Origin of the sequence: Escherichia sp. E3659 (genome assembly GCF_005781135.1) — a bacterium.
In the GTDB taxonomy this organism is placed as follows: domain Bacteria; phylum Pseudomonadota; class Gammaproteobacteria; order Enterobacterales; family Enterobacteriaceae; genus Escherichia.
Genome location: NZ_VATQ01000006.1, coordinates 206295 through 230236, shown reverse-complemented (window position 1 = coordinate 230236; position 23942 = coordinate 206295). Strand labels below are relative to the sequence as shown.

Annotated in this window: 17 protein-coding genes and 1 pseudogene; 4 read left to right on the top strand and 14 right to left on the bottom strand. The window is 47.2% G+C overall.

Annotated features, from left to right (window positions below; translation table 11 throughout):
* Positions 1-151 precede the first annotated feature (151 nt).
* From narI to narK, 5 genes are all read right to left on the bottom strand, one after another.
* A complete protein-coding gene (narI, locus tag FEK47_RS06460; protein WP_001160110.1) occupies positions 152-829 on the bottom strand; it encodes a respiratory nitrate reductase subunit gamma in 678 nt (225 codons plus the stop codon).
* Positions 829-1539 (bottom strand): nitrate reductase molybdenum cofactor assembly chaperone, encoded by a 711-nt coding sequence (narJ, locus tag FEK47_RS06455; RefSeq protein WP_000571676.1) that lies wholly within the window; start codon positions 1537-1539, stop codon positions 829-831. The genes narI and narJ overlap by 1 nt, the downstream gene beginning before the upstream one ends.
* A complete protein-coding gene (gene narH, locus FEK47_RS06450) occupies positions 1536-3074 on the bottom strand; it encodes a nitrate reductase subunit beta (RefSeq protein WP_135486214.1) in 1539 nt (512 codons plus the stop codon). Before narH ends, narJ begins: the two co-directional genes overlap by 4 nt.
* Positions 3071-6814 (bottom strand): nitrate reductase subunit alpha, encoded by a 3744-nt coding sequence (locus FEK47_RS06445; protein WP_135486215.1) that lies wholly within the window; start codon positions 6812-6814, stop codon positions 3071-3073. The genes narH and FEK47_RS06445 overlap by 4 nt, the downstream gene beginning before the upstream one ends.
* 392 nt (positions 6815-7206) lie before the next feature.
* On the bottom strand, positions 7207-8598 hold the full coding sequence (gene narK, locus FEK47_RS06440) for a nitrate transporter NarK (protein ID WP_135486216.1): 1392 nt from the start codon (positions 8596-8598) through the stop codon (positions 7207-7209).
* 338 nt (positions 8599-8936) lie between these two features.
* Here narK and narX point away from each other — a divergent pair, with 338 nt between their 5' ends.
* Positions 8937-10733 (top strand): nitrate/nitrite two-component system sensor histidine kinase NarX, encoded by a 1797-nt coding sequence (gene narX / locus FEK47_RS06435; RefSeq protein ID WP_130216003.1) that lies wholly within the window; start codon positions 8937-8939, stop codon positions 10731-10733.
* On the top strand, positions 10726-11376 hold the full coding sequence (gene narL / locus FEK47_RS06430; RefSeq protein ID WP_000070491.1) for a two-component system response regulator NarL: 651 nt from the start codon (positions 10726-10728) through the stop codon (positions 11374-11376). The genes narX and narL overlap by 8 nt, the downstream gene beginning before the upstream one ends.
* On the opposite strand, the gene FEK47_RS06425 is transcribed toward narL, so the two are convergent.
* Complete coding sequence (locus tag FEK47_RS06425; protein ID WP_135486217.1) at positions 11377-12771, bottom strand: YchO/YchP family invasin; 1395 nt, start codon at positions 12769-12771, stop codon at positions 11377-11379.
* A gap of 184 nt (positions 12772-12955) precedes the next feature.
* On the opposite strand from FEK47_RS06425, the gene ychN reads away from it, so the two are divergent.
* Complete coding sequence (gene ychN / locus FEK47_RS06420; RefSeq protein WP_064528737.1) at positions 12956-13309, top strand: DsrE/F sulfur relay family protein YchN; 354 nt, start codon at positions 12956-12958, stop codon at positions 13307-13309.
* A 51-nt stretch (positions 13310-13360) separates the two neighbouring features.
* Here the strand turns inward: ychN and chaC are convergent, their stop codons facing one another.
* Together chaC and chaB are read right to left on the bottom strand one after the other, a co-directional pair.
* A complete protein-coding gene (gene chaC, locus FEK47_RS06415; protein WP_135486218.1) occupies positions 13361-14059 on the bottom strand; it encodes a glutathione-specific gamma-glutamylcyclotransferase in 699 nt (232 codons plus the stop codon).
* A gap of 157 nt (positions 14060-14216) precedes the next feature.
* Positions 14217-14447 carry a putative cation transport regulator ChaB gene (chaB, locus tag FEK47_RS06410; RefSeq protein ID WP_130216000.1) on the bottom strand — a complete coding sequence of 77 codons (231 nt, stop codon included), beginning with the start codon at positions 14445-14447 and terminating at the stop codon, positions 14217-14219.
* A gap of 268 nt (positions 14448-14715) precedes the next feature.
* Here chaB and chaA point away from each other — a divergent pair, with 268 nt between their 5' ends.
* Positions 14716-15816, top strand: coding sequence for a sodium-potassium/proton antiporter ChaA (gene chaA, locus FEK47_RS06405; RefSeq protein WP_135486219.1), 1101 nt, complete (start codon positions 14716-14718; stop codon positions 15814-15816).
* A 66-nt stretch (positions 15817-15882) separates the two neighbouring features.
* Here the strand turns inward: chaA and FEK47_RS06400 are convergent, their stop codons facing one another.
* From FEK47_RS06400 to FEK47_RS25730, 6 genes and pseudogenes are all read right to left on the bottom strand, one after another.
* Entirely contained in the window at positions 15883-17004 is a 1122-nt protein-coding gene (locus tag FEK47_RS06400) for a radical SAM protein (protein ID WP_135486220.1), read from the bottom strand.
* Between the two features lie 83 nt (positions 17005-17087).
* Positions 17088-18698 carry a bifunctional UDP-sugar hydrolase/5'-nucleotidase gene (locus tag FEK47_RS06395; protein ID WP_135486221.1) on the bottom strand — a complete coding sequence of 537 codons (1611 nt, stop codon included), beginning with the start codon at positions 18696-18698 and terminating at the stop codon, positions 17088-17090.
* A gap of 28 nt (positions 18699-18726) precedes the next feature.
* Positions 18727-19608 carry a nucleoside-specific channel-forming protein Tsx gene (locus FEK47_RS06390; RefSeq protein WP_135486222.1) on the bottom strand — a complete coding sequence of 294 codons (882 nt, stop codon included), beginning with the start codon at positions 19606-19608 and terminating at the stop codon, positions 18727-18729.
* Positions 19609-19754: 146 nt separating this feature from the next.
* Positions 19755-21317: a bifunctional UDP-sugar hydrolase/5'-nucleotidase gene (locus FEK47_RS06385; RefSeq protein ID WP_135486223.1), complete on the bottom strand. Its 1563-nt coding sequence runs from the start codon at positions 21315-21317 to the stop codon at positions 19755-19757.
* 86 nt (positions 21318-21403) lie between these two features.
* The gene (locus FEK47_RS06380) at positions 21404-22972 is read right to left on the bottom strand and encodes a bifunctional UDP-sugar hydrolase/5'-nucleotidase (RefSeq protein WP_138183143.1); all 1569 of its coding nucleotides are present in this window, start codon (positions 22970-22972) and stop codon (positions 21404-21406) included.
* Between the two features lie 232 nt (positions 22973-23204).
* Positions 23205-23869: pseudogene (locus FEK47_RS25730) on the bottom strand (bifunctional metallophosphatase/5'-nucleotidase); the annotation flags it as partial.
* Positions 23870-23942 lie beyond the last annotated feature (73 nt).

Below are 23942 nucleotides of genomic sequence, written 5' to 3'. Positions count from 1 at the left end.
GTAACTGATGATTTCAGTAGGCTGACAACGTGCGTTACGTTATGCCGGATGCGGCGTGAACGCCTTATCCGGCATACATATCACGTAATATCAATGAATTGTACGACTCTGTAGGCCTGATAAGCGCTGCGCATCAGGCACTATGTCGTGCTTAGTGGCGAGCGCGCACCAGCTGATACTTACGTGTCAGATACTCCACCGGTACGCTCCAGATGTGCACCAGACGCGAGAACGGGAACAGCAGGAATAACGTCATCCCCAGCACCAGGTGCAGACGGAAGATAAACGCCACGCCATCAAGATGTTGAGAAGCGCCACCGTGGAAGGTCACTACCGACTGCGCCCAGCCAACCAGTTTCATCATCTCGCTACCGTCCATATGCTGGGCGGAGAACGGAATGGTCAACAGGCCCAGCGCGCACTGGATAACGAGCAGCGACAGGATCAGGATATCCGCTCCGGTAGTCGTTGCACGCACGCGTGGGCTGAACAGACGACGCTTCAGCAACAGCACGCCACCAATCAGACACAGCACGCCGCTGGCCCCACCAGCAAACATCGCCATTTTTTGTTTCACTTCAATCGGCAGCCAGGCTTCATACATCCAATGCGGCGTCAACATACCGAAGAAGTGACCGACAAAAATCCCCAGAATCCCGATATGGAACAGGTTCGACGCCAGGTTCATTCCTTTACGGTCCAGCATCTGGCTGGATGCCGCGCGCCAGGTGTACTGCCCGTAGTCATAGCGCAGCCAACTACCAATCAGGAAGACCGCCCCGGCAATGTACGGGTAGATATCAAAGAAGAACATATTCAGGAATTGCATTAGTGCTGTCCTCCGGTGGTGATATTCAGATATTGCGGCGCGACGGCACCGGCAAAGCGACGCTGATGAGCAGTGATTGCTGAATCACCGCAGCCTTTGTCAGCAAAGAATTTAACCTGCTCTTCTTCCCAGACAGCATCCAGCGCCTGCGGCGTATCGTCGCGCGCTTCATCGGCAATTTTTTCCGCCACTTTGTCGCTGTCGATAGCGGTATTCGCCAGTTTCAGCAGCAGATCAAACAGCACGGCATAACGGCTTTCACGCTGTTGCAGACGCGCGCTCAGCAATGCCAGAATCGGCGCGATATCTTTCAACCCCTCCACGGCTTCGCTTTGCGGCAGCTGCGCCAGATATTCCAGATACAGCGGCAGATGGTCCGGCAATTCGCGGCTGTTTAACTGCAAGCCGTGCTGCTCGTACTGCGCCAGTAAATCCACCATCGCCTGACCACGATCGCGGGATTCACCGTGAACATGTTCGAATAGCAACAGTGACGTGGCGCGACCACGGTCGAACAGTTCGCTGTACTGCGCCTGGGCATCCAGCGGATCCAGCGCCGTTAAATCGCGCAGGAAAATGCCCAGCGCATGGGCATCTTCTTTCGACAAATTTTCCGACGCGGCAATCGCCTCAAACATCTCCTGTTGATGCTGCCATAAGGCAGCATCCGGATATTCAAGGAGACGCGATACAATCACGAGTTCGATCATGGATGCGGCTCCGTTTTGCTGGTCACATCGATGGCATCGATACGACGGCTGTTGAACAGATTGAATTTGGTATCTGAACCGTGGCAGCCATCACCAAAGGTAAAGCCGCAGCCATTTTTCTCCGGGAAGGCTTCCCGCGCCAGTTCACGATGACTGCTCGGCACCACAAAGCGATCTTCGTAGTTGGCAATCGCCAGGTAACGGTACATCTCCTGTGCCTGAGCTTCGGTCAGACCGACCTCTTCCAGCGCACGGGTATCCACTTTACCGTCAACGGTTTCAGCACGTTTGTAATGACGCATTGCCAGCATGCGTTTCAGCGCACGCAGCACCGGTTGGGTGTCGCCTGCGGTCAGCAGGTTCGCCAGATACTGTACCGGGATACGCAGGCTTTCGACGTCTGGCAAAATACCGTTGCTGCCCAACTCGCCAGCGTCTGCTGCAGACTGAATCGGAGACAGAGGCGGCACGTACCAGACCATCGGCAGTGTGCGATATTCCGGATGCAGCGGCAGCGCCAGTTTCCATTCCATCGCCATTTTATAAACCGGCGACTGCTGCGCAGCTTCAATAACGCTCAGCGGGATACCATCTTTAATCGCCTGCTCGATGACCTTCGGATCGTTCGGATCGAGGAACACGTCCAGCTGACGCTGGTAGAGATCTTTTTCGTTCTCGGTGCTGGCCGCATGTTCAATGGCGTCCGCATCGTACAGCAGCACGCCGAGATAACGGATACGACCGACACAGGTTTCTGAACACACCGTCGGCTGACCGGCTTCAATACGCGGATAGCAGAAGATGCACTTCTCAGACTTACCGCTCTTCCAGTTGAAGTAGATTTTTTTGTATGGGCATCCGGTGATGCACATACGCCAGCCACGGCATTTGTCCTGGTCGATCAGGACGATGCCATCTTCTTCACGCTTGTAAATCGCACCGCTCGGGCAGGTCGCCACACATGCCGGGTTCAGGCAGTGTTCGCACAGGCGCGGCAAATACATCATGAAGGTGTTTTCGAACTGGCTATACATCGCCTTCTGGATGTTGTCGAAGTTCTTGTCTTTCGCCAGTTTGTCAAACTCACCGCCCAGGTCATCTTCCCAGTTCGGCCCTTTTTCGATTTTCGCCATCCGTTCGCCGGTAATCAGCGAGCGCGGACGGGCAATCGGCTGCGATTTGCTGCCTTCCGGCGCGGTATGCAGGTTCTGATAATCAAAATCAAACGGCTCGTAATAATCATCGATACCCGGCAGATGCGGGTTAGCAAAGATTTTACCCAGCAGCATGGCGCGGTTACCCATGCGCGGTTGCAGTTTGCCGTTGATTTTACGGATCCAGCCACCTTTGTATTTTTCCTGGTTTTCCCAGTCGGTCGGGAAACCCTGGCCCGGCTTGGTTTCAACGTTGTTGAACCACGCGTATTCCACGCCTTCGCGGCTGGTCCAGACGTTTTTACAGGTAACTGAACAGGTGTGGCAGCCGATGCACTTATCGAGATTCAGCACCATGCCGACTTGTGAACGAATTTTCATTTTACGCTCTCCTGTACCTGGTCATTGCCTTCGCCATCTAACCAGTCAATGTTCTTCATCTTACGCACTACAACAAACTCATCGCGGTTAGAACCTACAGTGCCGTAGTAGTTAAAGCCGTATGCCAGATGGGCATAGCCGCCGATCATATGCGTCGGTTTCGGCGTGATACGGGTGACCGAGTTATGGATACCACCACGCTGTTGGGTAATTTCCGAACCAGGCAGGTTAACGATACGTTCCTGCGCGTGGTACATCATGGTCATCCCTGCCGGAACACGCTGGCTGACAACCGCACGGGCAGTCAGAGCACCGTTGCTGTTGAAGACTTCAATCCAGTCGTTATCGGCGATACCCAGCTCTTTGGCATCGGCTTCACTCAACCAGACCACCGGACCACCGCGACCTAAAGTCAGCATCAGCAGGTTGTCGCTGTAGGTGGAGTGGATACCCCACTTCTGGTGCGGCGTCAGGAAGTTGAGCGCTTTTTCCGGGTTGCCGTTGGATTTCTGGCCCATCACTTCTTTCACCGAACGGGTGTCGATCGGCGGACGATAAACCAGCAGGCTTTCACCGAAATCACGCATCCACTGGTGATCCTGATACAGTTGCTGACGACCAGAGAGCGTACGCCATGGGATCAGCTCGTGAACGTTGGTGTAACCGGCGTTGTAAGAAACGTGTTCATCTTCCAGACCAGACCAGGTCGGGCTGGAGATAATTTTGCGCGGCTGTGCCTGAATATCGCGGAAGCGGATCTTCTCGTCTTCTTTATTCAGCGCCAGATGCGTATGGTCACGGCCGGTAAATTCGCTCAGGGCAGCCCAGGCTTTCACGGCTACCTGACCGTTAGTTTCCGGTGCCAGTGTCAGGATCATCTCTGCCGCATCAATTGCGGTGTTCAGCATCGGCTGGCCTTTCGCCGGACCTTCCGCTTTGGTGTAGTTGAGCTTACGCAGCAGATCCATCTCGCTCTGGGTGTTCCAGGCAATCCCTTTACCGCCGTTACCGATTTTCTCCATCAGCGGGCCGATAGAGGTAAAGCGTTCGTAAGTTGCCGGATAATCGCGCTCTACGACCATAATGTGCGGTGCGGTTTTACCTGGGATCAGGTCACATTCGCCTTTTTTCCAGTCTTTTACATCCAGCGGCTGTGCCAGTTCAGCGGCAGAGTCGTGCTGGATCGGCAGCGTGACGATGTCAGTTTCTTTACCCAGATGACCAACGCACACTTCGGAGAATTTCTTGGCGATGGCTTTGTAGATTTCCCAGTCGCTTTTCGCTTCCCAGGCCGGGTCGACCGCCGCAGACAGCGGGTGAATAAACGGATGCATATCCGAAGTATTCATGTCGTCTTTTTCGTACCAGGTCGCCGTCGGCAAAATGATGTCGGAATAGAGACAGGTGCTCGACAGACGGAAGTCCAGCGTCACCACCAGATCCAGCTTGCCTTCCAGACCGTTGTCCTGCCAGTCCACTTCTTCCGGCTTCACGCCGCCCTGCTGCCCCAGGTCTTTGCCCTGGATACCGTGTTCTGTCCCCAGCAGGTACTTGAGCATAAACTCATGACCTTTACCGGAAGAACCGAGCAGGTTAGAACGCCAGATGAACAGGTTACGCGGGTGGTTTTTACCGTTTTCTGGTTGTTCTGCCGCAAAACGGATGGAACCGTCTTTCAGGGATTTCACGGTGTAATCTACCGGATTCATCCCGGCTTTTTCTGCTTCGCCAGCGATAGTCAGCGGGTTAGTGCCTAACTGCGGCGCAGAAGGCAGCCAGCCCATGCGTTCTGCACGGACGTTGAAGTCGATCAGATGTCCGGTATAGCGGGATTTATCCGCCATCGGCGACAGCAGCTCTTCCGCAGTCACGGTTTCATAACGCCACTGGCTGGAGTGGTTATAGAAATAAGAGGTGCTGTTCATGTGACGCGCCGGACGCTGCCAGTCGAGGGCAAACGCCAGCGGCTGCCAGCCGGTTTGCGGACGCAGTTTTTCCTGACCTACATAGTGCGCCCAGCCGCCCCCGCTCTGACCGACACAACCGCAGAAAATCAGCATGTTGATCAGACCACGGTAGTTCATATCGAGGTGATACCAGTGGTTCAGGCCCGCACCGACGATAATCATCGAACGACCGTGCGTTTTATCAGCGTTGTCGGCAAATTCACGGGCAATACGGATAATCTGGCTACGAGACACGCCAGTGATCTGCTCGGCCCAGGCAGGGGTGTAAGCTTTCACATCGTCATAGCTGGTTGCGCAGTTAACGTCGTTCAGGCCACGTTCCAGACCGTAGTTTGCCAGCGTCAGATCATAAACAGTGGTCACCAGAGCGGTGCTACCGTCAGCCAGTTGCAGGCGTTTCACCGGCAGTTTGTGTAGCAGAATGTTTTCCAGCTCCACTTTGTTGAAGTGTTCCGTGCCGTCGCCGCCAAAGTACGGGAAGCCCACTTCAGCGATCTCATCCTGGCTACCCAGCAGGCTCAGTTGCAGCTCGGTTTCTTCGCCAGTTTTGCCGTCGCGCTGTTCAAGATTCCATTTGCCCTTCTCGCCCCAGCGGAAGCCAATAGAACCGTTCGGCGCAACCATTTCGCCATTGGTATTAAAGGCGACAGTTTTCCATTCCGGATTGTTTTCCTGGCCCAGCGCATCCACCAGATCGGCAGCGCGCAGCATACGACCCGCGGCGTAGTAACCGTCGCGCTCTTCCAGCATCACCAGCATTGGCATGTCGGTGTAGCGACGCACATAGTCGGTGAAATATTGGCTTGGGTTGTCGAGGTGGAATTCACGCAGCATTACGTGGCCCATCGCCAGCGCCATTGCCGCATCGGTGCCCTGTTTCGGTGCCAGCCACAGATCGCACAGTTTGGCGATTTCAGCGTAGTCCGGCGTTACGGCAACAGTTTTGGTGCCTTTGTAACGCACTTCAGTAAAGAAGTGAGCATCCGGGGTACGCGTCTGCGGCACGTTTGAACCCCAGGCGATGATGTAGCTGGAGTTGTACCAGTCAGCGGATTCCGGAACGTCAGTTTGCTCGCCCCAGGTTTGCGGAGACGCAGGAGGCAGGTCGCAGTACCAGTCGTAGAAGCTCAAGCAAGTACCGCCAATCAGCGAGAGATAGCGCGCTCCCGATGCGTAAGAAACCATCGACATTGCCGGAATTGGCGAGAAGCCAGCGACACGGTCCGGGCCGTAGTTTTTGATGGTGTAAACGTTAGAGGCGGCGATCAGTTCGTTCACCTCCTGCCAGGAAGAACGAACAAAACCACCGCGTCCACGCGCCTGCTTAAAGCTTTTCGCTTTATCGGCGTCTTCAATGATAGAAGCCCATGCCTCAACCGGATCGCTATGCAGCGCCTTCGCTTCACGCCACATTTTCATCAGGCGTTTGCGCATCATTGGGTATTTCAGGCGGTTGGCGCTGTAAAGATACCAGGAGTAGCTGGCACCGCGCGGGCAGCCGCGAGGTTCATGGTTTGGCAGGTCCGGACGGGTACGCGGATAGTCAGTCTGCTGGGTTTCCCAGGTCACCAGACCGTTTTTAACGTAGATTTTCCAGCTACAGGAGCCGGTGCAGTTTACCCCGTGGGTAGAGCGGACGATTTTGTCATGCTGCCAACGCTGGCGATATCCATCCTCCCAGTCACGGTTGGTATTGAGAAGCTGGCCATGCCCATCGGCAAAGGTTTCGCCCTTCTGCTTGAAGTAGCGAAACCGGTCCAGGAATTTACTCATCGGTTTTCTCCTGTGGGAGCCTGTCGGCTCTCTGATAAATCGACATTGCTAATGTTTAAAGGCAAGGTAACGCTCTGAAACAACGTGGGAATTGATAACGATCAAGAGTGGTGGGGATGAAAAATAAAGTAAATTCCTAATATACCCCTTTGGGATAATTAATATTCATTATCTAACTAATTGTAAATTAATAACTTTTACATCCAATGCCATTTAAATACTTCGGATTTTTATACAGATGGGTATTAAGGAGTATCCCCCATGGATGACATATTAATGGCGCTTAATTGACGCCGTTTAAATAATTATCCCTCTTAAAGTATGTTGTAACTAAATGAGAAATAAAAAAAGCGCGACATTACGCCGCGCAAAGGATAATCAAATATTACGATTTATTTTTTAGAATGCCGACCGTATACCGCCCAGGTAATCACCACGCAGGCGATATAGAAAATCAAAAATACTTTCATTGCACCGACTGGCGAACCCGTTAATGCCAGTGAGCTACCAAACGCTTTCGGGATAAAGAAGCCACCGATAGCGCCAATCGCAGAGATGAAACCCAGCGCCGCAGCAGTGTCGGTTGCCGCTTCACGCATGGCACGTTCGTCAGAACCGCCTTCTGCTTTCACGCGATCCATCGTCAGTTTACGGAAGATCACGGAAATCATCTGGAAGGTGGAGCCGCTACCCAGCCCAGCGGTCAGGAACAGTGCCAGGAAGACCGCAAAGAACGCCATAAAGCTTCCGCCCTGCCCGTCAGTCGGTAAGGTGAGAAACAGCAGGCCGCTGAAAATTGCCATCAGGATAAAGTTCACCAGTGTGACACGCGTGCCGCCCAGACGGTCAGATAATGCACCACCTGCGGAACGCGCCAGCGCACCAATAAATGGCCCGAAGAAGGCGTACTGCAAAATCTGCACATCCGGGAACTGCGTTTTGGACAGCATGGCAAAACCTGCTGAGAAGCCAATAAAGGAACCGAAGGTTGCCAGATACAGCAGGCTCATAATCCACAGATGCCCACGTTTGAGTACCGGTAACTGCTCCTTGATGGAGGCTTTCGAGGTAGCAAGGTCGTTCATGCCAAACCACGCCGCGATGGTGAAGATGACGAGGAACGGCACCCATACCCAGGACGCGTTCGCCAGATACAGCTCGGTGCCATCAGGCTGTGTTACCCCCTGGCTACCAAATGCAGCAAAAATTGACAGTGATACCACCAGCGGAGCAACCAGCTGCATAACGCTGACGCCCATATTGCCCAGACCACCATTCAGGCCCAGCGCACCACCCTGCTTCTGCTTAGGAAAGAAGAAGCTGATGTTTGCCATACTGGAGGCGAAGTTCGCGCCAGCAAAGCCGCACAGCAGAGAGATGATGATGAAGACGCTATATGGCGTAGTGGTATCCTGAACGGCAAAACCCAGCCAGACGCAAGGAATAATCAGAATACCGGTGCTGAATGCCGTCCAGCGACGACCACCGAAGATTGGAACCATAAAGGAGTATGGAACACGTAATAATGCGCCAGAAACTGAAGGTAGCGCAGTCAGCATAAATAGCTGATCGGTCGTAAAATTAAAGCCGACTTTCGGTAGGTTCACCGCAACGGCACTGAATAACATCCATACGCAAAACGCCAGAAGCAGGCAGGGAACAGAAATCCACAGGTTACGGCTGGCGATGCGTTGACCTCGTTGTTGCCAGAACGCAGGATCTTCCGGTCGCCAATCTGTAATGACTGCTCCAGTAGCCCTTTCGGGGGCGGATGAGTGACTCATAGACACCTCTGATACTCGTTTCGATGTCTGCCACCTTAGTGGCTGTAGCCAAAGGCAATTTGATGTAAATCAAACGACAATATAACTTTATCTATCATTGATATTTATCATTACCCATAGTGAGTACAGAGATTTCATAAAAATTTTGAGATTTTTCACGACACTGTAAAATCCCTACCCTTACTGACGTAAAGCGACTAACCACACGGCAAATAAGGAGTAACTCTTTCCGGGTATGGGTATACTTCAGCCAATAGCCGAGAATACTGCCATTCCAGAATGTATCGTCACATTCATTAAGGTTATTGCTCATTCAAAGCCTGAAGGAAGAGGTTTATATGCTTAAACGTTGTCTCTCTCCGCTCACCCTGGTTAATCAGGTTGCGCTGATTGTTTTGCTTTCTACTGCCATTGGACTGGCGGGGATGGCAGTTTCTGGCTGGCTGGTGCAAGGCGTTCAGGGCAGCGCCCATGCGATCAACAAAGCGGGATCGCTGCGCATGCAAAGTTACCGTCTGCTGGCGGCTGTGCCATTAAGCGAGAATGACAAGCCCTTAATCAAAGAGATGGAACAAACGGCATTTAGCACCGAGTTAACTCGTGCGGCAGAACGAGACGGGCAACTGGCGCAATTACAGGGGCTACAGGATTACTGGCGCAATGAATTGATTCCTGCGCTGTTGCGTGCACAAAACCGCGAAACGGTGTCGGCAGACGTCAGCCAGTTTGTTGCCGGGCTTGATAAGCTGGTTTCTGGTTTCGATCGCACCACCGAAACGCGTATTGAGACAGTTGTGCTCGTCCACCGGGTAATGGCGGTCTTTATGGCGCTTTTACTGGTGTTTACCATTATCTGGCTGCGAGCACGTTTGCTTCAACCGTGGCGACAATTACTGGCAATGGCCAGCGCCGTCAGTCATCGCGATTTTAGTAAGAGAGCGAATATCAGCGGACGCAACGAGATGGCGATGTTGGGGACTGCACTGAACAATATGTCTGCTGAACTGGCGGAAAGTTATGCCGTGCTTGAGCAGCGGGTACAGGAGAAAACTGCCGGACTGGAGCATAAAAATCAGATTCTCTCTTTTTTGTGGCAGGCCAACCGCCGTTTGCATTCCCGCGCTCCGCTGTGTGAACGCCTGTCGCCTGTGCTTAACGGTCTACAAAATTTAACCCTGTTGCGTGATATCGAACTACGGGTATACGACACAGAAGATGAAGAGAACCATCAGGAGTTCACCTGTCAGCCAGATATGAGTTGCGATGATAAAGGCTGCCATCTCTGCCCACGCGGCGTCTTACCCGTTGGCGATCGCGGCACTACGCTGAAATGGCGGTTAGCGGATTCTCATATGCAGTATGGTATTTTGCTGGCTACCCTGCCGCAGGGGCGTCATCTTAGCCATGATCAACAACAACTGGTGGATACCCTGGTTGAACAGCTCACCGCCACACTGGCGCTGGATCGCCATCAAGAGCGCCAGCAGCAGTTGATCGTGATGGAAGAGCGTGCCACCATTGCGCGCGAACTGCATGATTCTATTGCTCAATCGCTCTCTTGCATGAAAATGCAGGTAAGTTGTTTACAGATGCAAGGCGACGCGCTGCCAGAAAGCAGCCGCGAACTGTTAAGCCAGATCCGTAACGAACTGAATGCGTCCTGGGCGCAGTTGCGTGAGTTACTCACCACATTTCGTTTACAGCTCACCGAACCAGGGTTACGTCCCGCACTGGAGGCGAGCTGCGAAGAGTACAGCGCCAAATTTGGCTTCCCGGTGAAGCTGAATTACCAATTGCCGCCACGTCTGGTGCCTTCACATCAGGCAATCCATCTGTTGCAAATTGCCCGTGAGGCATTAAGTAACGCCCTCAAACATTCGCAAGCAAGTGAGGTCGTGGTGACGGTGGCGCAAAACGATAATCAGGTAAAACTGACCGTTCAGGATAATGGCTGCGGCGTGCCTGAAAATGCCATCCGCAGCAATCACTACGGCATGATAATTATGCGTGACCGTGCGCAAAGTTTACGTGGCGACTGCCGCGTCCGCCGTCGTGAATCAGGTGGCACTGAAGTGGTAGTCACCTTTATTCCCGAAAAAACTTTCACAGACGTCCAAGGAGATACCCATGAGTAATCAGGAACCGGCTACTATCCTGCTGATCGACGATCATCCGATGCTGCGAACTGGCGTGAAACAGCTTATCAGTATGGCACCGGATATCACGGTGGTTGGCGAAGCGAGTAATGGCGAACAGGGTATTGAACTGGCGGAATCTCTTGATCCCGATCTGATCCTGTTAGATCTCAATATGCCCGGCATGAACGGTCTGGAAACGCTGGATAAACTGCGCGAAAAGTCCCTCTCCGGCCGTATTGTGGTGTTCAGCGTCTCTAACCATGAAGAAGATGTGGTAACCGCATTGAAACGTGGTGCAGATGGCTATCTGTTAAAAGATATGGAGCCAGAAGATTTACTGAAAGCATTGCATCAGGCTGCCGCTGGCGAAATGGTCTTAAGCGAAGCGTTAACCCCTGTTCTGGCCGCCAGCCTGCGCGCTAACCGCGCTACGACTGAGCGTGATGTTAACCAGTTAACGCCACGTGAACGCGACATTCTAAAACTAATAGCTCAGGGCTTACCGAATAAGATGATTGCCCGTCGCCTGGACATCACTGAAAGCACGGTTAAAGTGCATGTGAAACACATGCTGAAAAAAATGAAGCTCAAATCTCGTGTAGAAGCTGCAGTATGGGTGCATCAGGAACGTATTTTCTGATTACGGTTCCCAGATCGGTTCGTCGTTCGACATTGCGTCGAAAGGTTCGGCAAGCGTTAGCGTGATCTCATTGGAGGAGACACGCTGCCCCTGATTATCCTCCACCACTACCGACAATCGCCATTGATTGCTCGCCCCTTCCCCACTTTGCCAGTCCGGCATGATCAACGTCCAGCCATCCGCACTATTGGCTGTCGCTCCCGATGTCAGACTCAACATCTGCGTATCTCCCTGCCAGATCAATTGCCGAATACCGTAATGACTGCGAATTTGTAATTTCAGTGGCACGGTTTCACCAGGTTTAAGATCCCAGGGCGGCGTCGCCAGAAACACCGTTAAGGTTTTACGCTGCCGATACTCAATAGTCGGCAGATTATTTCGCTGCGGATTGTCATAGCGACTGCCGCGTAGCGACTGGCTTTCAGCAACTTCGCCAGCAGAAAGCTGTTTGTTGAGCGGCACGCCAAAACGGTAGTTAATATTCAGTCCGAGGTTATTTTGCCTTTCTCCACTTTCCCCCTGTTTATGCAGGGCGGTTACTGTAACGAGTGGGACCGGTGTGTAATTTAGTCCAAGACTCAAGGCGACGGGATTGTGATAACCCGTGCCGGTGTTAAACAAATCAACACTCTGACCAAAATATTGTTCGAGGCTAACGCTGGTGTTGATATGCTGGTAAAACGGCATCCGCATCCGGGCCGTCAAGTCGTAACCACGCGCCATTCGTTGCTCGAGCGTGGCGGTCTGTTCACGCCAGGAGGCAAAAGGCTGATAATAATTTGCAGACAGGCGCAGATATTCGCCCCAGGCTTCAGCGCCAAATCCAGCACGCTGGAGATTTTCGTCCAGCAAGTTGTCATAAAAGGTATTGTATCCCAGCAACCAGTTGCCACGCGCCCAGCGTTGGCCTGCGCCAAGGTTACTGACCAGACCATCATCCTGCTGAGTGAGCCCAATCTGGCTCCATGTAAGATAACGTTCGTTATCCTGTAGCGGTACAAACCAGCTCCCCCGGCTACCTGTAAAATGCCCTTCGTTATCCACTTTGACGTCGACACTGGCGTTCCCCCACGGCGATAGCCAGGATTCCACGTGCTGATTGACCTGCTGGCTAAGCGCATCGCGGACTTTTCCCAACGCAAAAGCTCTCGCCTGCTCGCCAGTGTCCTGACCGTTATCAGTCATACTGGTTTCACCAAAATCTTTCACAATTTCAGCAAAATGTTTTTCACCGTCATGATTTTCCGCTGCCATTCCTAAGTCAGGAAGACCATCACTGTCGTTATCAAAAGGATTTGCCGCTTGCTGCTTAAAAGAGGACTGTGCGCTAGCTATACCGCCTGCCAGCAGCAAGAGTAAAAAAATTGCGATAATGCGGGGGACGAAACGGCTCAAAACGTCAGTAATTTCCAATAAAAATGAACAGCTACAGCTTTATAGAATAACGATTACTGGTAATTTTTCTTGTACTTTTGCATGCTTTATGACAAATCCTAAAAAATGTGATGGATTGGTCAGACAGCACACAAGCTGTAAGATAGAAACTGAACATCTAATTCCCTGAATACAGGAGTAAATAATGCAAAGAATCGTGATCGTTGCCAATGGCGCACCCTACGGGAGCGAATCCTTATTTAACAGCCTGCGGCTGGCCATTGCGCTACGAGAGCAGGAAAGCTACCTGGATCTGCGTCTATTCCTGATGTCTGATGCAGTCACTGCCGGATTGCGCGGACAAAAACCTGGGGAAGGCTATAACATTCAGCAAATGCTGGAGATCCTCACGGCGCAAAATGTGCCAGTGAAATTGTGCAAAACCTGCACCGATGGTCGTGGCATCAGCACACTTCCACTGATTGATGGTGTGGAAATTGGTACTCTGGTAGAACTGGCGCAATGGACGCTGCTTGCCGATAAAGTGCTCACATTTTAAGGTAAGTATGGGGCGCTCAAGATAATAGAGATGCCCCACTGCTAACATGTTTTATCGGGCAAACCCGGGTCGTAACACACCATCCGGGAAATTTTCCGCCAGAAGTTTTTTCACCGACACCAGTAAATCACTCAGCCCGTCATCCTGCATCCCCAGTTTGTTAAGCGCTTGTTCCAGGGAAAACAAGTACTGTGCGTTGGTTCCTAATGGCCCACTCGCCGCAGCAATCAACGGGGCAATCACCTGAGCGCGGGTATCGGACTCATACTCAGGATGGCGCGGGTCCATAATGAACACCAGCGCATTGACGGTGCGGCCATCGTCAAGATGAAGCTGACACCAGGACGGCAGATAGCAGCCAGTAATCATCTCACGCTTCCACAGTAAGGTCAGCTCCTGCTCCAGAGACTCTTCCGGCAGACGATACGCAACGCCCGTGGTACGCCCGCCCTCTTTCAGTGCAAGCATCCTCCCCGGCTGGTGCGCAGTCCCCCGCCCGGCAGTAAGCCGCAAACAGAAAGCACGATGCCACCCAACCAGCGTACCGGTGCACGACTCGGTAAATTCCAGCGCCGGATTCCACATTAATGATCCATAGCCGAAGATCCACACCGGTCCCTCATCAGGTCGACAAGACAGCGTCGCCGCCAGCGAGGCCGCCCGTTGTTCTGCCGACCATAAGAGTGATTCTTCAATGGCACCAAATGCCGTTTTACAATCGGCATTCATCAAGAAATCACGCGTTATCACCTTACACCTCCGCCACTGCATACTTCCCTGCGACAACTTTTTGGTGTCTTCCGGACATTTTTACTGCTCATTTTGAAACCACTATTGGGACAATATGCAATCCACAGACCACTTGCAAGGCAACACCGCACGAATAGCTTTAACTTGCCGCTGAGTTTTACGATTTTTTATGCCATTTATCATCATCGCCTTTGGCATATTCATGTTTCACCGCGGCCCAGGCCACTTTATGCGCTGTCTCTTCGCGACTGGCATCATCACGTCGGTCTTCTTTATCTTTATATTGCTCCCAGGCGCTGTTGAATGCTTCTTTATAGATATCCTGGGCATGAGTGGGTAAAACGTGTTTTACGCTTTCCGGCAGGTCGCTTTTCGTTTTATACGGCATTGTTGACTCCTTTATTAAAATTGAACATTAAGTGTGGTCAACAATATCCCCTCTTGCCAAAACATAAGAACTCTCACATCAGACTATTCTCAAGAGACGCTAATACAAACATTGTCTAAACACGTAGCTTGTTTTTATACTCCAAAGAGTAAAAAAACGACTACGGGGTAAAATTTCGTAAAATGTTACCGATATCCTGACACTTTCTGTTATTTTTCCTGCCTATTTATTACATTTCCAACAAATTCATCTGCAAAGGATAACCATAATGACAAATGCTCACGAGGCGGTAAAAACCCGCCACAAGGAGACTTCACTTATTTTCCCGGTTCTGGCGCTGGTAGTGCTGTCCCTGTGGGGAAGCAGCCAAACACTACCAGTGGTTATTGGCATCAACCTTCTTGCTCTTATTGGTATTTTAAGCAGTGCTTTTAGTGTTGTCCGTCATGCGGACGTACTAGCCCATCGTCTGGGTGAACCTTACGGTTCGCTTATTCTTAGCCTTTCCGTCGTTATTCTTGAAGTCAGTTTGATTTCAGCCTTAATGGCAACCGGCGATGCAGCGCCGACGTTAATGCGAGATACGCTCTATTCAATCATTATGATTGTTACCGGCGGACTGGTAGGTTTTTCATTACTGCTGGGTGGACGTAAATTTGCTACCCAATATATGAATCTGTTTGGTATTAAACAGTATTTAATTGCCCTGTTCCCATTAGCCATAATCGTGCTGGTATTTCCGATGGCGCTGCCTGCGGCGAATTTTTCGACCGGTCAGGCGTTACTTGTGGCATTAATTTCCGCAGTGATGTACGGCGTATTTTTGCTGATTCAGACCAAAACGCATCAAAGCCTGTTTGTCTATGAGCATGAAGATGACAGCGATGATGACGATCCGCATCATGGCAAACCGTCTGCTCATAGCAGCCTGTGGCATGCCATCTGGTTAATTATCCATCTAATTGCCGTTATTGCGGTCACAAAAATGAACGCCAGCCCGCTGGAAACATTGCTCACCAGCATGAATGCGCCGGTGGCCTTTACCGGTTTCCTGGTAGCGCTATTGATTCTGTCGCCGGAAGGTCTGGGGGCGTTAAAAGCAGTTTTAAGCAACCAGGTCCAGCGCGCGATGAATCTGTTCTTTGGCTCGGTATTAGCGACTATTTCGCTTACCGTACCTGTCGTAACGCTTATCGCCTTTATGACGGGTAATGAATTGCAGTTTGCTCTGGGCGCACCAGAGATGGTGGTAATGGTAGCCTCTTTGGTACTGTGCCATATTTCATTTTCGACTGGCCGTACTAACGTACTCAACGGCGCGGCGCATCTGGCACTGTTTGTAGCTTATTTAATGACAATATTTGCCTGACATTTATATCTCCTCCGATGGCGGAAATCGGAGGAGAGTTTTTACTCCCTCATACAGAGAACCATATTAGGCCAAATACTGGCGAATATCGGAAGGTGCATAATTTTTATCCCACAGCGCCTTCATCATCAACATGTAAGGTTCAACATAAGTGAAAAAAGCCTGATAGCTTTCGCAAAAATAGTTGAGTTCAGGAATGCCGCTTCGGGAAATCGCAATGCGATCTTTTGGGCAACCACCGAGACAAGTAAATTGTACATTACAATTCGTACATTCTGCTGCAAGTGGCGGTTTACACTGTTCAATTATTTGATTCTTTGCTCCTTTCCGTGCTGTGGTCGTTCGGCGACTGTTCCTCGACAAAAATTTAGAATTAGCAGAGTGCTCACTCTGGGATGAAACTGTATTTATTTTTGACGTGAACGCACTAACATCAAATGATGTAAAAGGACAGGTCGGCACTGGTAATCCACACCACGACGCAAAAGCGTGTTCAAAAATAGGAATTTTAATTGTTCCAATATCCAGACGTACCCAGGTGTAAAAAATTGTTTTCAAAAAAGTCCCCAATGCGGCCGGAGCAAGGCTTCGCGCGTTCAACCCACCTTGCGCAAGCGGTTCAAGCAAGGGAATAAACTGCATATCACGACTGCCAAGATTTTTAAGATAGTGATAGATCCGCAACGGTTGTTGACTATTGATAGAGTCAATGACTGTCAGAGTATTAAATTCAACATCATGTTTTTGCAGTAATCTCACAGCCTTTTCAATCTGTTGAATCGCTGGTTTGCCAGAAATCGTTTCGCAGAAATTATCGTGCAATGGGGGTGCGATATTCACCGAAAGGCGAATAATAAACTGATTTTTCTTGAAGAACTTGCACCAACTATCATCTAACAGGATACCGTTGATTAACACAGTATTGATAATATTCTTACCTTGCGCAATTTGCTGTTGTAGCTTGATGACTCGATTAAAGAAATTAAATTCGTCCAGCGTTAGTTCACGAGTCTGCCAGGAAAAAGTCACATTGCTGGTTTCATGAGCATCAACTTGCTGACGTATAAATAACTGTAACGTTTCATCGTCTGAATCGCACATTGTAAATTCAGTATTGGATTTGATTTTATCGAAATAGCAATGCGAACAGTGTAAATTGCAGGTTCTACTGGCACATTTAATTATCATTTTTACTGCCCTATTCGTTTATTAATGATTAAAAAAATGATGCAACCCATAAAATGGATTGCATCATGAAAAATTATTTCATATTAGTTGCTGGCGTTGACCCGCATTTCATTAATCTGTGCAGGAATTATTTTGTGTCCTGACTTCAGATAATCAATCACGACATCAGACATATTATGTCCGGCACGAACTTGCACATTTCTTCCATTTTTAAATGCCAGAAAACCATCCCCTCCCAAAGCAAGGAATGTCGTCGTTGCAATATGATAAGTCTCCGTATCCACAACATCTTTACCGTTGATTGTGAAGTACTCTATGCGCTGTCCTACAGGCTTCTGCGGCATATAATGCATTTCAGCACCCTTGGACATTTGTAGTATGCCATTAGTAAGTGATGCCCCATGTTCCATTAGATTACGCAGATCTTTGCCACTGAGATCCATTTCGGTAAGCTCATTCTTAAAGGGGAATGTACTGGTAATGTCACCAAAGGTAATGGAGCCAGCGTTGATATCAGCCCTTAAACTGCCGGAGTTGATCAGCGCAATCTGTGCATTCGGTGCAGCAACAAGCATTGCATCAGTAAATAAGTTTCCAAGCTGTGATGATTCACCATAGGCTCGGGTTAACATAATTGGTGATTCACCTACCGGCTGGCGCACAATATCTGCAAGTTTTTTATTCCAGCCGTCGATAGCTTTTTGTGTTGTTGGATCAGGTTTCCATTCGTCGGCATAAAGTGTTTTCAGCTCGAAGCTTTTCACTTCATGGGTTCGGGCAACCGGGTCAACGTTGAGCACCAATTTACCTACATCAATACCGCCGCTGTCAGTAGAAAGAATTAAGGTGTTTCCTACTTTGATAGGTTCTGGTGTTCCTACATGAGCGTGTCCGGTAATGAGGATATCCAGTCCTTTGACTTTGCTTGCAGTCTGAATATCTTTATCCAACGCGCGCCTGACATCGGTGTTACCAATACTGGACTGACGTGCCGGAACGCCTTCATGCATGAGTGCGACAGTAATGTCAACTTTCCCCCGCAGTTCATCCAGATAATGTTGCAGATATTTCACCTCATCGCGAGCCTCAATTCCCTGATTCTTGAGAGTAGCCGCTGATTTATCAAAGCGATTGTTGTTATCGTTATCGAGTCCCTGAATTGAGAGTTCTGAAATCGTGTCATTAAACGCATACACGCCGTGCAATCCAATAACACCAATCTTTACACCGTCCTTTTCCAGAATGGTATACGGTTTGTTCCAGAACGGTATCTCACTGTCCTTATGGAATACATTTCCCAACAAAACGGGGAAATTCGCTTTACTTAACTGTCTGAGAAGATTGTCCCAGCCATGGTCAAATTCATGATTTCCGATGGATACCACATCAATAGGCATGGTATTCATAATATCAATTATTGCCTCTCCCTTAGTCAGACTACTAATATAGGGCCCGGTAAAATAGTCACCTGCATCAAAATAAAAGGTGGCTTTATTTCTAACTTTTTCTTGTTTTACTAATGTTGTTATATTGGCAAATCCACCTATTGCTCGTTTACCGTCTGCAACATACGGAAGCTTGTATGTATCAACATGAGCATGGAGATCATTGGTATAAATAATAGTAACATCTTTTGCACAGACCCAGGACGGTAGCGTCAGCAAAATACTTACGGCAATATATTTTATTTTCATAAATTATCCATTTTCAAAGTCATTTTATTTAAAATGCATAACCAACAGTTAAATAATATGCCCAGCCCGTTGAATCTATCGTAGTCATTTCCCCTTTACTGTTAAATGCATTACTTCCCTCATCAAATTGCCCGCCATGATAAAAATAGCGAAGAGTCGCACCATAACTCCAGTGTGCATATACAAGACTAAGTACATGAGTGGAGACTATTGAGCTATTTGTACGGGAATAAAATTGTTGTTTACCACCGGATTTTTCTTTTAAATCCGAGCCAAAATCAAAATTAGTAAAACCGACGTAATTTAATTTACCGCCCAAAACGGTAGTAATCGGAACTACATATTTTACTTTAAACCGATATCCATCCCACTCATTCGCATTAGCAGCATTATAATTATTCCCTTGATATTTAGCGTAGATGTTTGCAGACAACGTCATCGGCAGTCCTGTATCAATATCCGTCCCTAGCCCCATATACCAGGTACTCTGGCGCTGCCCCTCATTCGTTCCCGCATCGTAGATATAGTTATTAGCAAAATACCATTCTTTAAATGGACCAAAACTTAAGTCTAACCCCGTTAATTTGTCGATGCTAAAACGCGGTTCTATTTCCATAAAAAATGGTGAACCATTATCCCAAATACCAATATCATTATCATTTCCTAAACCAAAAAATTTAGGCAAATCCGCATAGCCATAGAAATCAAACCAGTCAACATGAGCCCATGCGCGATACTCTGGATACAAATCCGATCTTTTTTGTGGACCAAAGCGAGTGGAATTGCTTCCTACTATATTAATACTTTGATGCCACCAACCAGACAGATATTCATTATCTCCAGAATCAGCAAATGTTACTATGGGCAACAACATAAATACGCCTGGCAAAAGATATTTTATTTTTTGCATAAGTGTAACTCCTTCCACTGAGGTTATTAAAAAATACATTCCTGTAATAAACAACGCACGTCATTATCTGTGGTTTTTTGTTATAAATATGATTGAGACATGTTAATATCTCAATCATAATTGATGTCACTGCCAATTCATTGAGCCTATTTAGCCGCGCTCACATCGACTACTCTCATTTCGAGATCAGGTGTTAATGGACTATGTGCCTTAATATAATCAATAATTGACTCTGCAGATGTAGTACTGCTAATAGTTTTGACATTCGTTCCTTTTAAGAATGCTTCAAATCCATCGCCACCTGTCGCACAAAATGAGTGTGTAACGACCCGATAAGTTTTGGTTGGATCTACAGGTTGATTATTAATAGTGAATTTAATAATTCTCTGGCCTAAAGGTTTTTTACTATCGTATTCGACATGAACGCTTTTTGACACTTGCAAAATCCCATTAGTGAGATTAGTTGCATGAACCATTAAATCAATGAGTTCTTGTCCGGTGAGATCCATCTCAACAAGTTCATTATTAAATGGGAAGGTAGTAATTACATCACCATATTTTAAATTCCCTTGTGGAAAATCAGCACGTAACCCGCCGCTGTTTTGTAATCCCATAATTGCGTCTGGTGCTTTAGCCATCATGGCATCGAGGACTAAATTACCAACAGGCGATGATTCACCATAAGAACGAGTGAATGGTGCCGTTGTTGTCCCAATAACCTGCTCAGTGATACTTTTCAGCTTAGCATTCCATTTATCAATTCTGGCCTGGACTTTTGGATCAGCTTTATATTCGTCAGCAAATACAGTGATTAATTTACCGTCATAGCCATCAATTTTTTTAGTCTTAGGGTTAAAATCCAATGTTAATTTACCAATATCAGTACCATACGCATCTGTTGAAACAATAAGCGTATCATTAACTCTAATTGGCTCTGGCGTACCAACATGAGCATGTCCTGTGATTAACACATCAATACCCTCAAATTTCTTTGCGGTATCGATATCGGCTTGCAGCATCCTGGCGACATCTTTATTTCCGTAGCTTGATTGACGAGCAGGCGTCCCCTCGTGGATAAGCAGAACGATGATATCAACCTTGCCCTTTAATGCATCAAGCCCTTTTTGAATATAAGGAACTTCATCGCGGGCTTCTGAACCGGCGTAAGCCTTAGCCGCAACGGTATCATAAAATGCAAATTTTTGGTGTATCCCAATTACACCAATTTTTGTGCCATTTCTTTCAACAATCGTCCAGGGTTTATTCCAGACGGGTTTGTTACTGTTGGCATAAAAAACATTACCCAGCAAAACTGGGAAATTCGCTTTTGATAACTGCTTAACCATATTATCGACACCATGGTCAAATTCGTGGTTCCCCACCGACACCGCATCAAAAGGCATTGTGTTCATGATGTCAATAATTGCTTCACCTTTGGTCAGGGAGCTTATATATGGCCCGGTGAAGTAATCCCCCGCATCAAAGAAAAATACATCTTTACTTTTTTTCCTGGCATCATTAACTATAGTTGCAATATTAGCAAAACCGCCCACTGCACGTTCCTTGTCGACAAAGGGGAGCTTTCCTGGAGAAACATGAGCATGTAAATCGTTTGTATAATATATAGTCACATCCTTCGCATTAATTGGCAAAACTAACGTTGCGGATAAACTTAATGCAAGCAGACGAAACTTTGTTTTTATCTTCATAACCAGTCCTTTTTGTTATATAAAAATGAAGTATGTTATTCAAGGTTTTATATGGATGTACAGACCTTTTTATTTTCAAATACAAATCAATTATCGCTATTAGAATTAGCAATATCTGTAACTCGTTTCGTCATATCAGGTATGACAACATCATGATCTTTAAAATAACTTATCAATGAACCAGAATTAGAACTTCCAGGTATCGTTTTACGATTCTTTCCCGAGACAAAAGCCTGATAACCATCCCCTCCACTGGCACAAAAAGAGTTTGTGACAACACGATACGTTTTGCTGTCTTGAATCGATTGCCCATCAATAGTAAATGAAACGATTCTTTCATTTAATGGCTTTTTACTGTTGTAGGTTACCTTTACATTTTTAGAAACTTGTAAAGCACCGTTCGTAAGATTAGTTGCATGAATCATAAGTGAAATTAAGTCCTTACCCGTTAGATCCATCTCAACTAATTCATCATTAAATGGGTAAGTGCTGATTACATCACCAACCGTAATGTCTCCTTTAGGTATATCTGCGCGAAGACCACCACTATTCTGGAAACCTACAACGGCATCCGTTGATTGTGCCATTGATGCATCAAGCATCAAATTTCCAAGCGGAGATGATTCCCCATAAGAGCGGGTTAGTACATTCGCTGAGTGACCAATGACCTGACTGGTGATTGTTTTAAGTTTTTGTTCCCATTTGTCAATTTCTTTTTGTACGCCAGGATCAGGCTTATATTGGTCGGAAAAAAGTGTAATTAATCTACCATTATAACTTTCAATTTTTTTCGTTTCGGGGTTAAAGTTAATCACTAATTTACCTAAATCGGTTGCATAGGCATCGGTTGAGACGATTAAAGTATTATTAGCTTTAATTGGTACAGGTGTGCCAACATGTGCATGACCGGTGATGAGTATATCTATGCCATCAACTTTTTTCGCGGTATCAATATCAGCCTGGAGTAAACGGGAAACATCATTATTACCAAAGCTAGATTGTCTACCTGGAACTCCTTCGTGGGCAAGCAATACTATTAGATCGACATTTTTTGTTTTTAATTCTGAAATAGATTGTCTTAACTCTGGTATTTCATCCCGGGCTTCAACATCTTCAATCATTTTTGCTGCAATGGTATCGTAAAAAGCAAACCGACTATGCATACCAATAACGCCGATTTTTAGATTATTTTTTTCAATGATAGTCCACGGCTTATCAATGACGCGCTTATCACTATTTTTATAATAAACATTATTCAACAACACAGGAAAATTAGTAATTTTAGCCAATTGAGCAACCATGTTAGGTGTACCATGATCAAATTCATGATTACCCACAGAGACAGCATCATAGGGCATGGTATTTAAGATATCAACTATAGCTTCGCCTTTTGTCAATATACTAATATATGGTCCTGTAAAGTAATCCCCGGCATCAAAAAAGAAAACATTTTTGTCGTTTTGTTTTGCTTGATTGACAATACCAGCAATAGTTGCAAATCCTCCGACAGGACGACTTTTATCCACAACTGTATTAACCCATGGATTAACATGAGCATGTAGATCGTTAGTATAAAAAAGAGTAATTTCTTCTGCGAATAGGCTTTGTGCAAACAATAGAGAAGACATTACTGGCAATAGTATTTTTTTACACATTATAGGCACCATTTTATTTAAAATAAAAACTATTCACCGCCTTTCCTGAAGGTAGTTTATAGATAATAATAAATTTAGTTAAAGATCACATCTAAAGGCAATAAATGCCCTGTGAATCTTGCTCTTATGAATTAACAAATATAGTAATGTAAAGCACACTACGTCAAACGTATTTATTTCTTCACATCAACACCACGTATACAATTAATTTGTTCATTCCTGATGGTCAGTCCCCCCCCTTACTGAATTGGCTAACTGGCACAAACTCATAGACCAGCAATACAGTCAAATCAACTTTACCTTTTAGTTCGTCGATATAATGTTGTGGGGATTTAATTTCATCCCTACTTTAAATGCCTACATGTGTTGTGGAGTAAACAGCATCCTTAAATACAAACATGCAGTGCAAAATTATTGCACTGTTCTTCACTCCATCTTTCTCAATAATGGCATAAGGTTTATCCATCAATGTTCTATTACTATTCTGATAAAATACCTTTCCCAGTACAGCATGGGGTTTTACCTGTTCAAGCTGTAATAATGTATTATAGTAGACATGACTGAATTCATGATTTCACATTGTAACGGTGTAAAATGACACAGTATTCATGAGTTCAATACTAGTACCCACCTTTTGTAAGACTACTAATACATGGTCCAGTAAAATACCCTCCTGGTATAAAAAACATACTGCGTTACCTTTTACTTATCCTGTTTTACCTGAGTAGCGATATTTACCCAGCCCCCAATGTCTCGTTTAGTATCAACAAGTCATAGAGTTTTATAATGTTCCACGTGTGCATGGAGAACATTAGTATAAATAATCGATACATCTTTGGCACAGGTCAAAAATGGTAATAGCAACAGGATATCCTCAGTAATTATTTGTATCTTCATAACCCGTTCCGTTCAGTTATATTAACGTTTGTTACTTTACGTTTTTAATGGTTACTTTATGTGAATCTGCTCA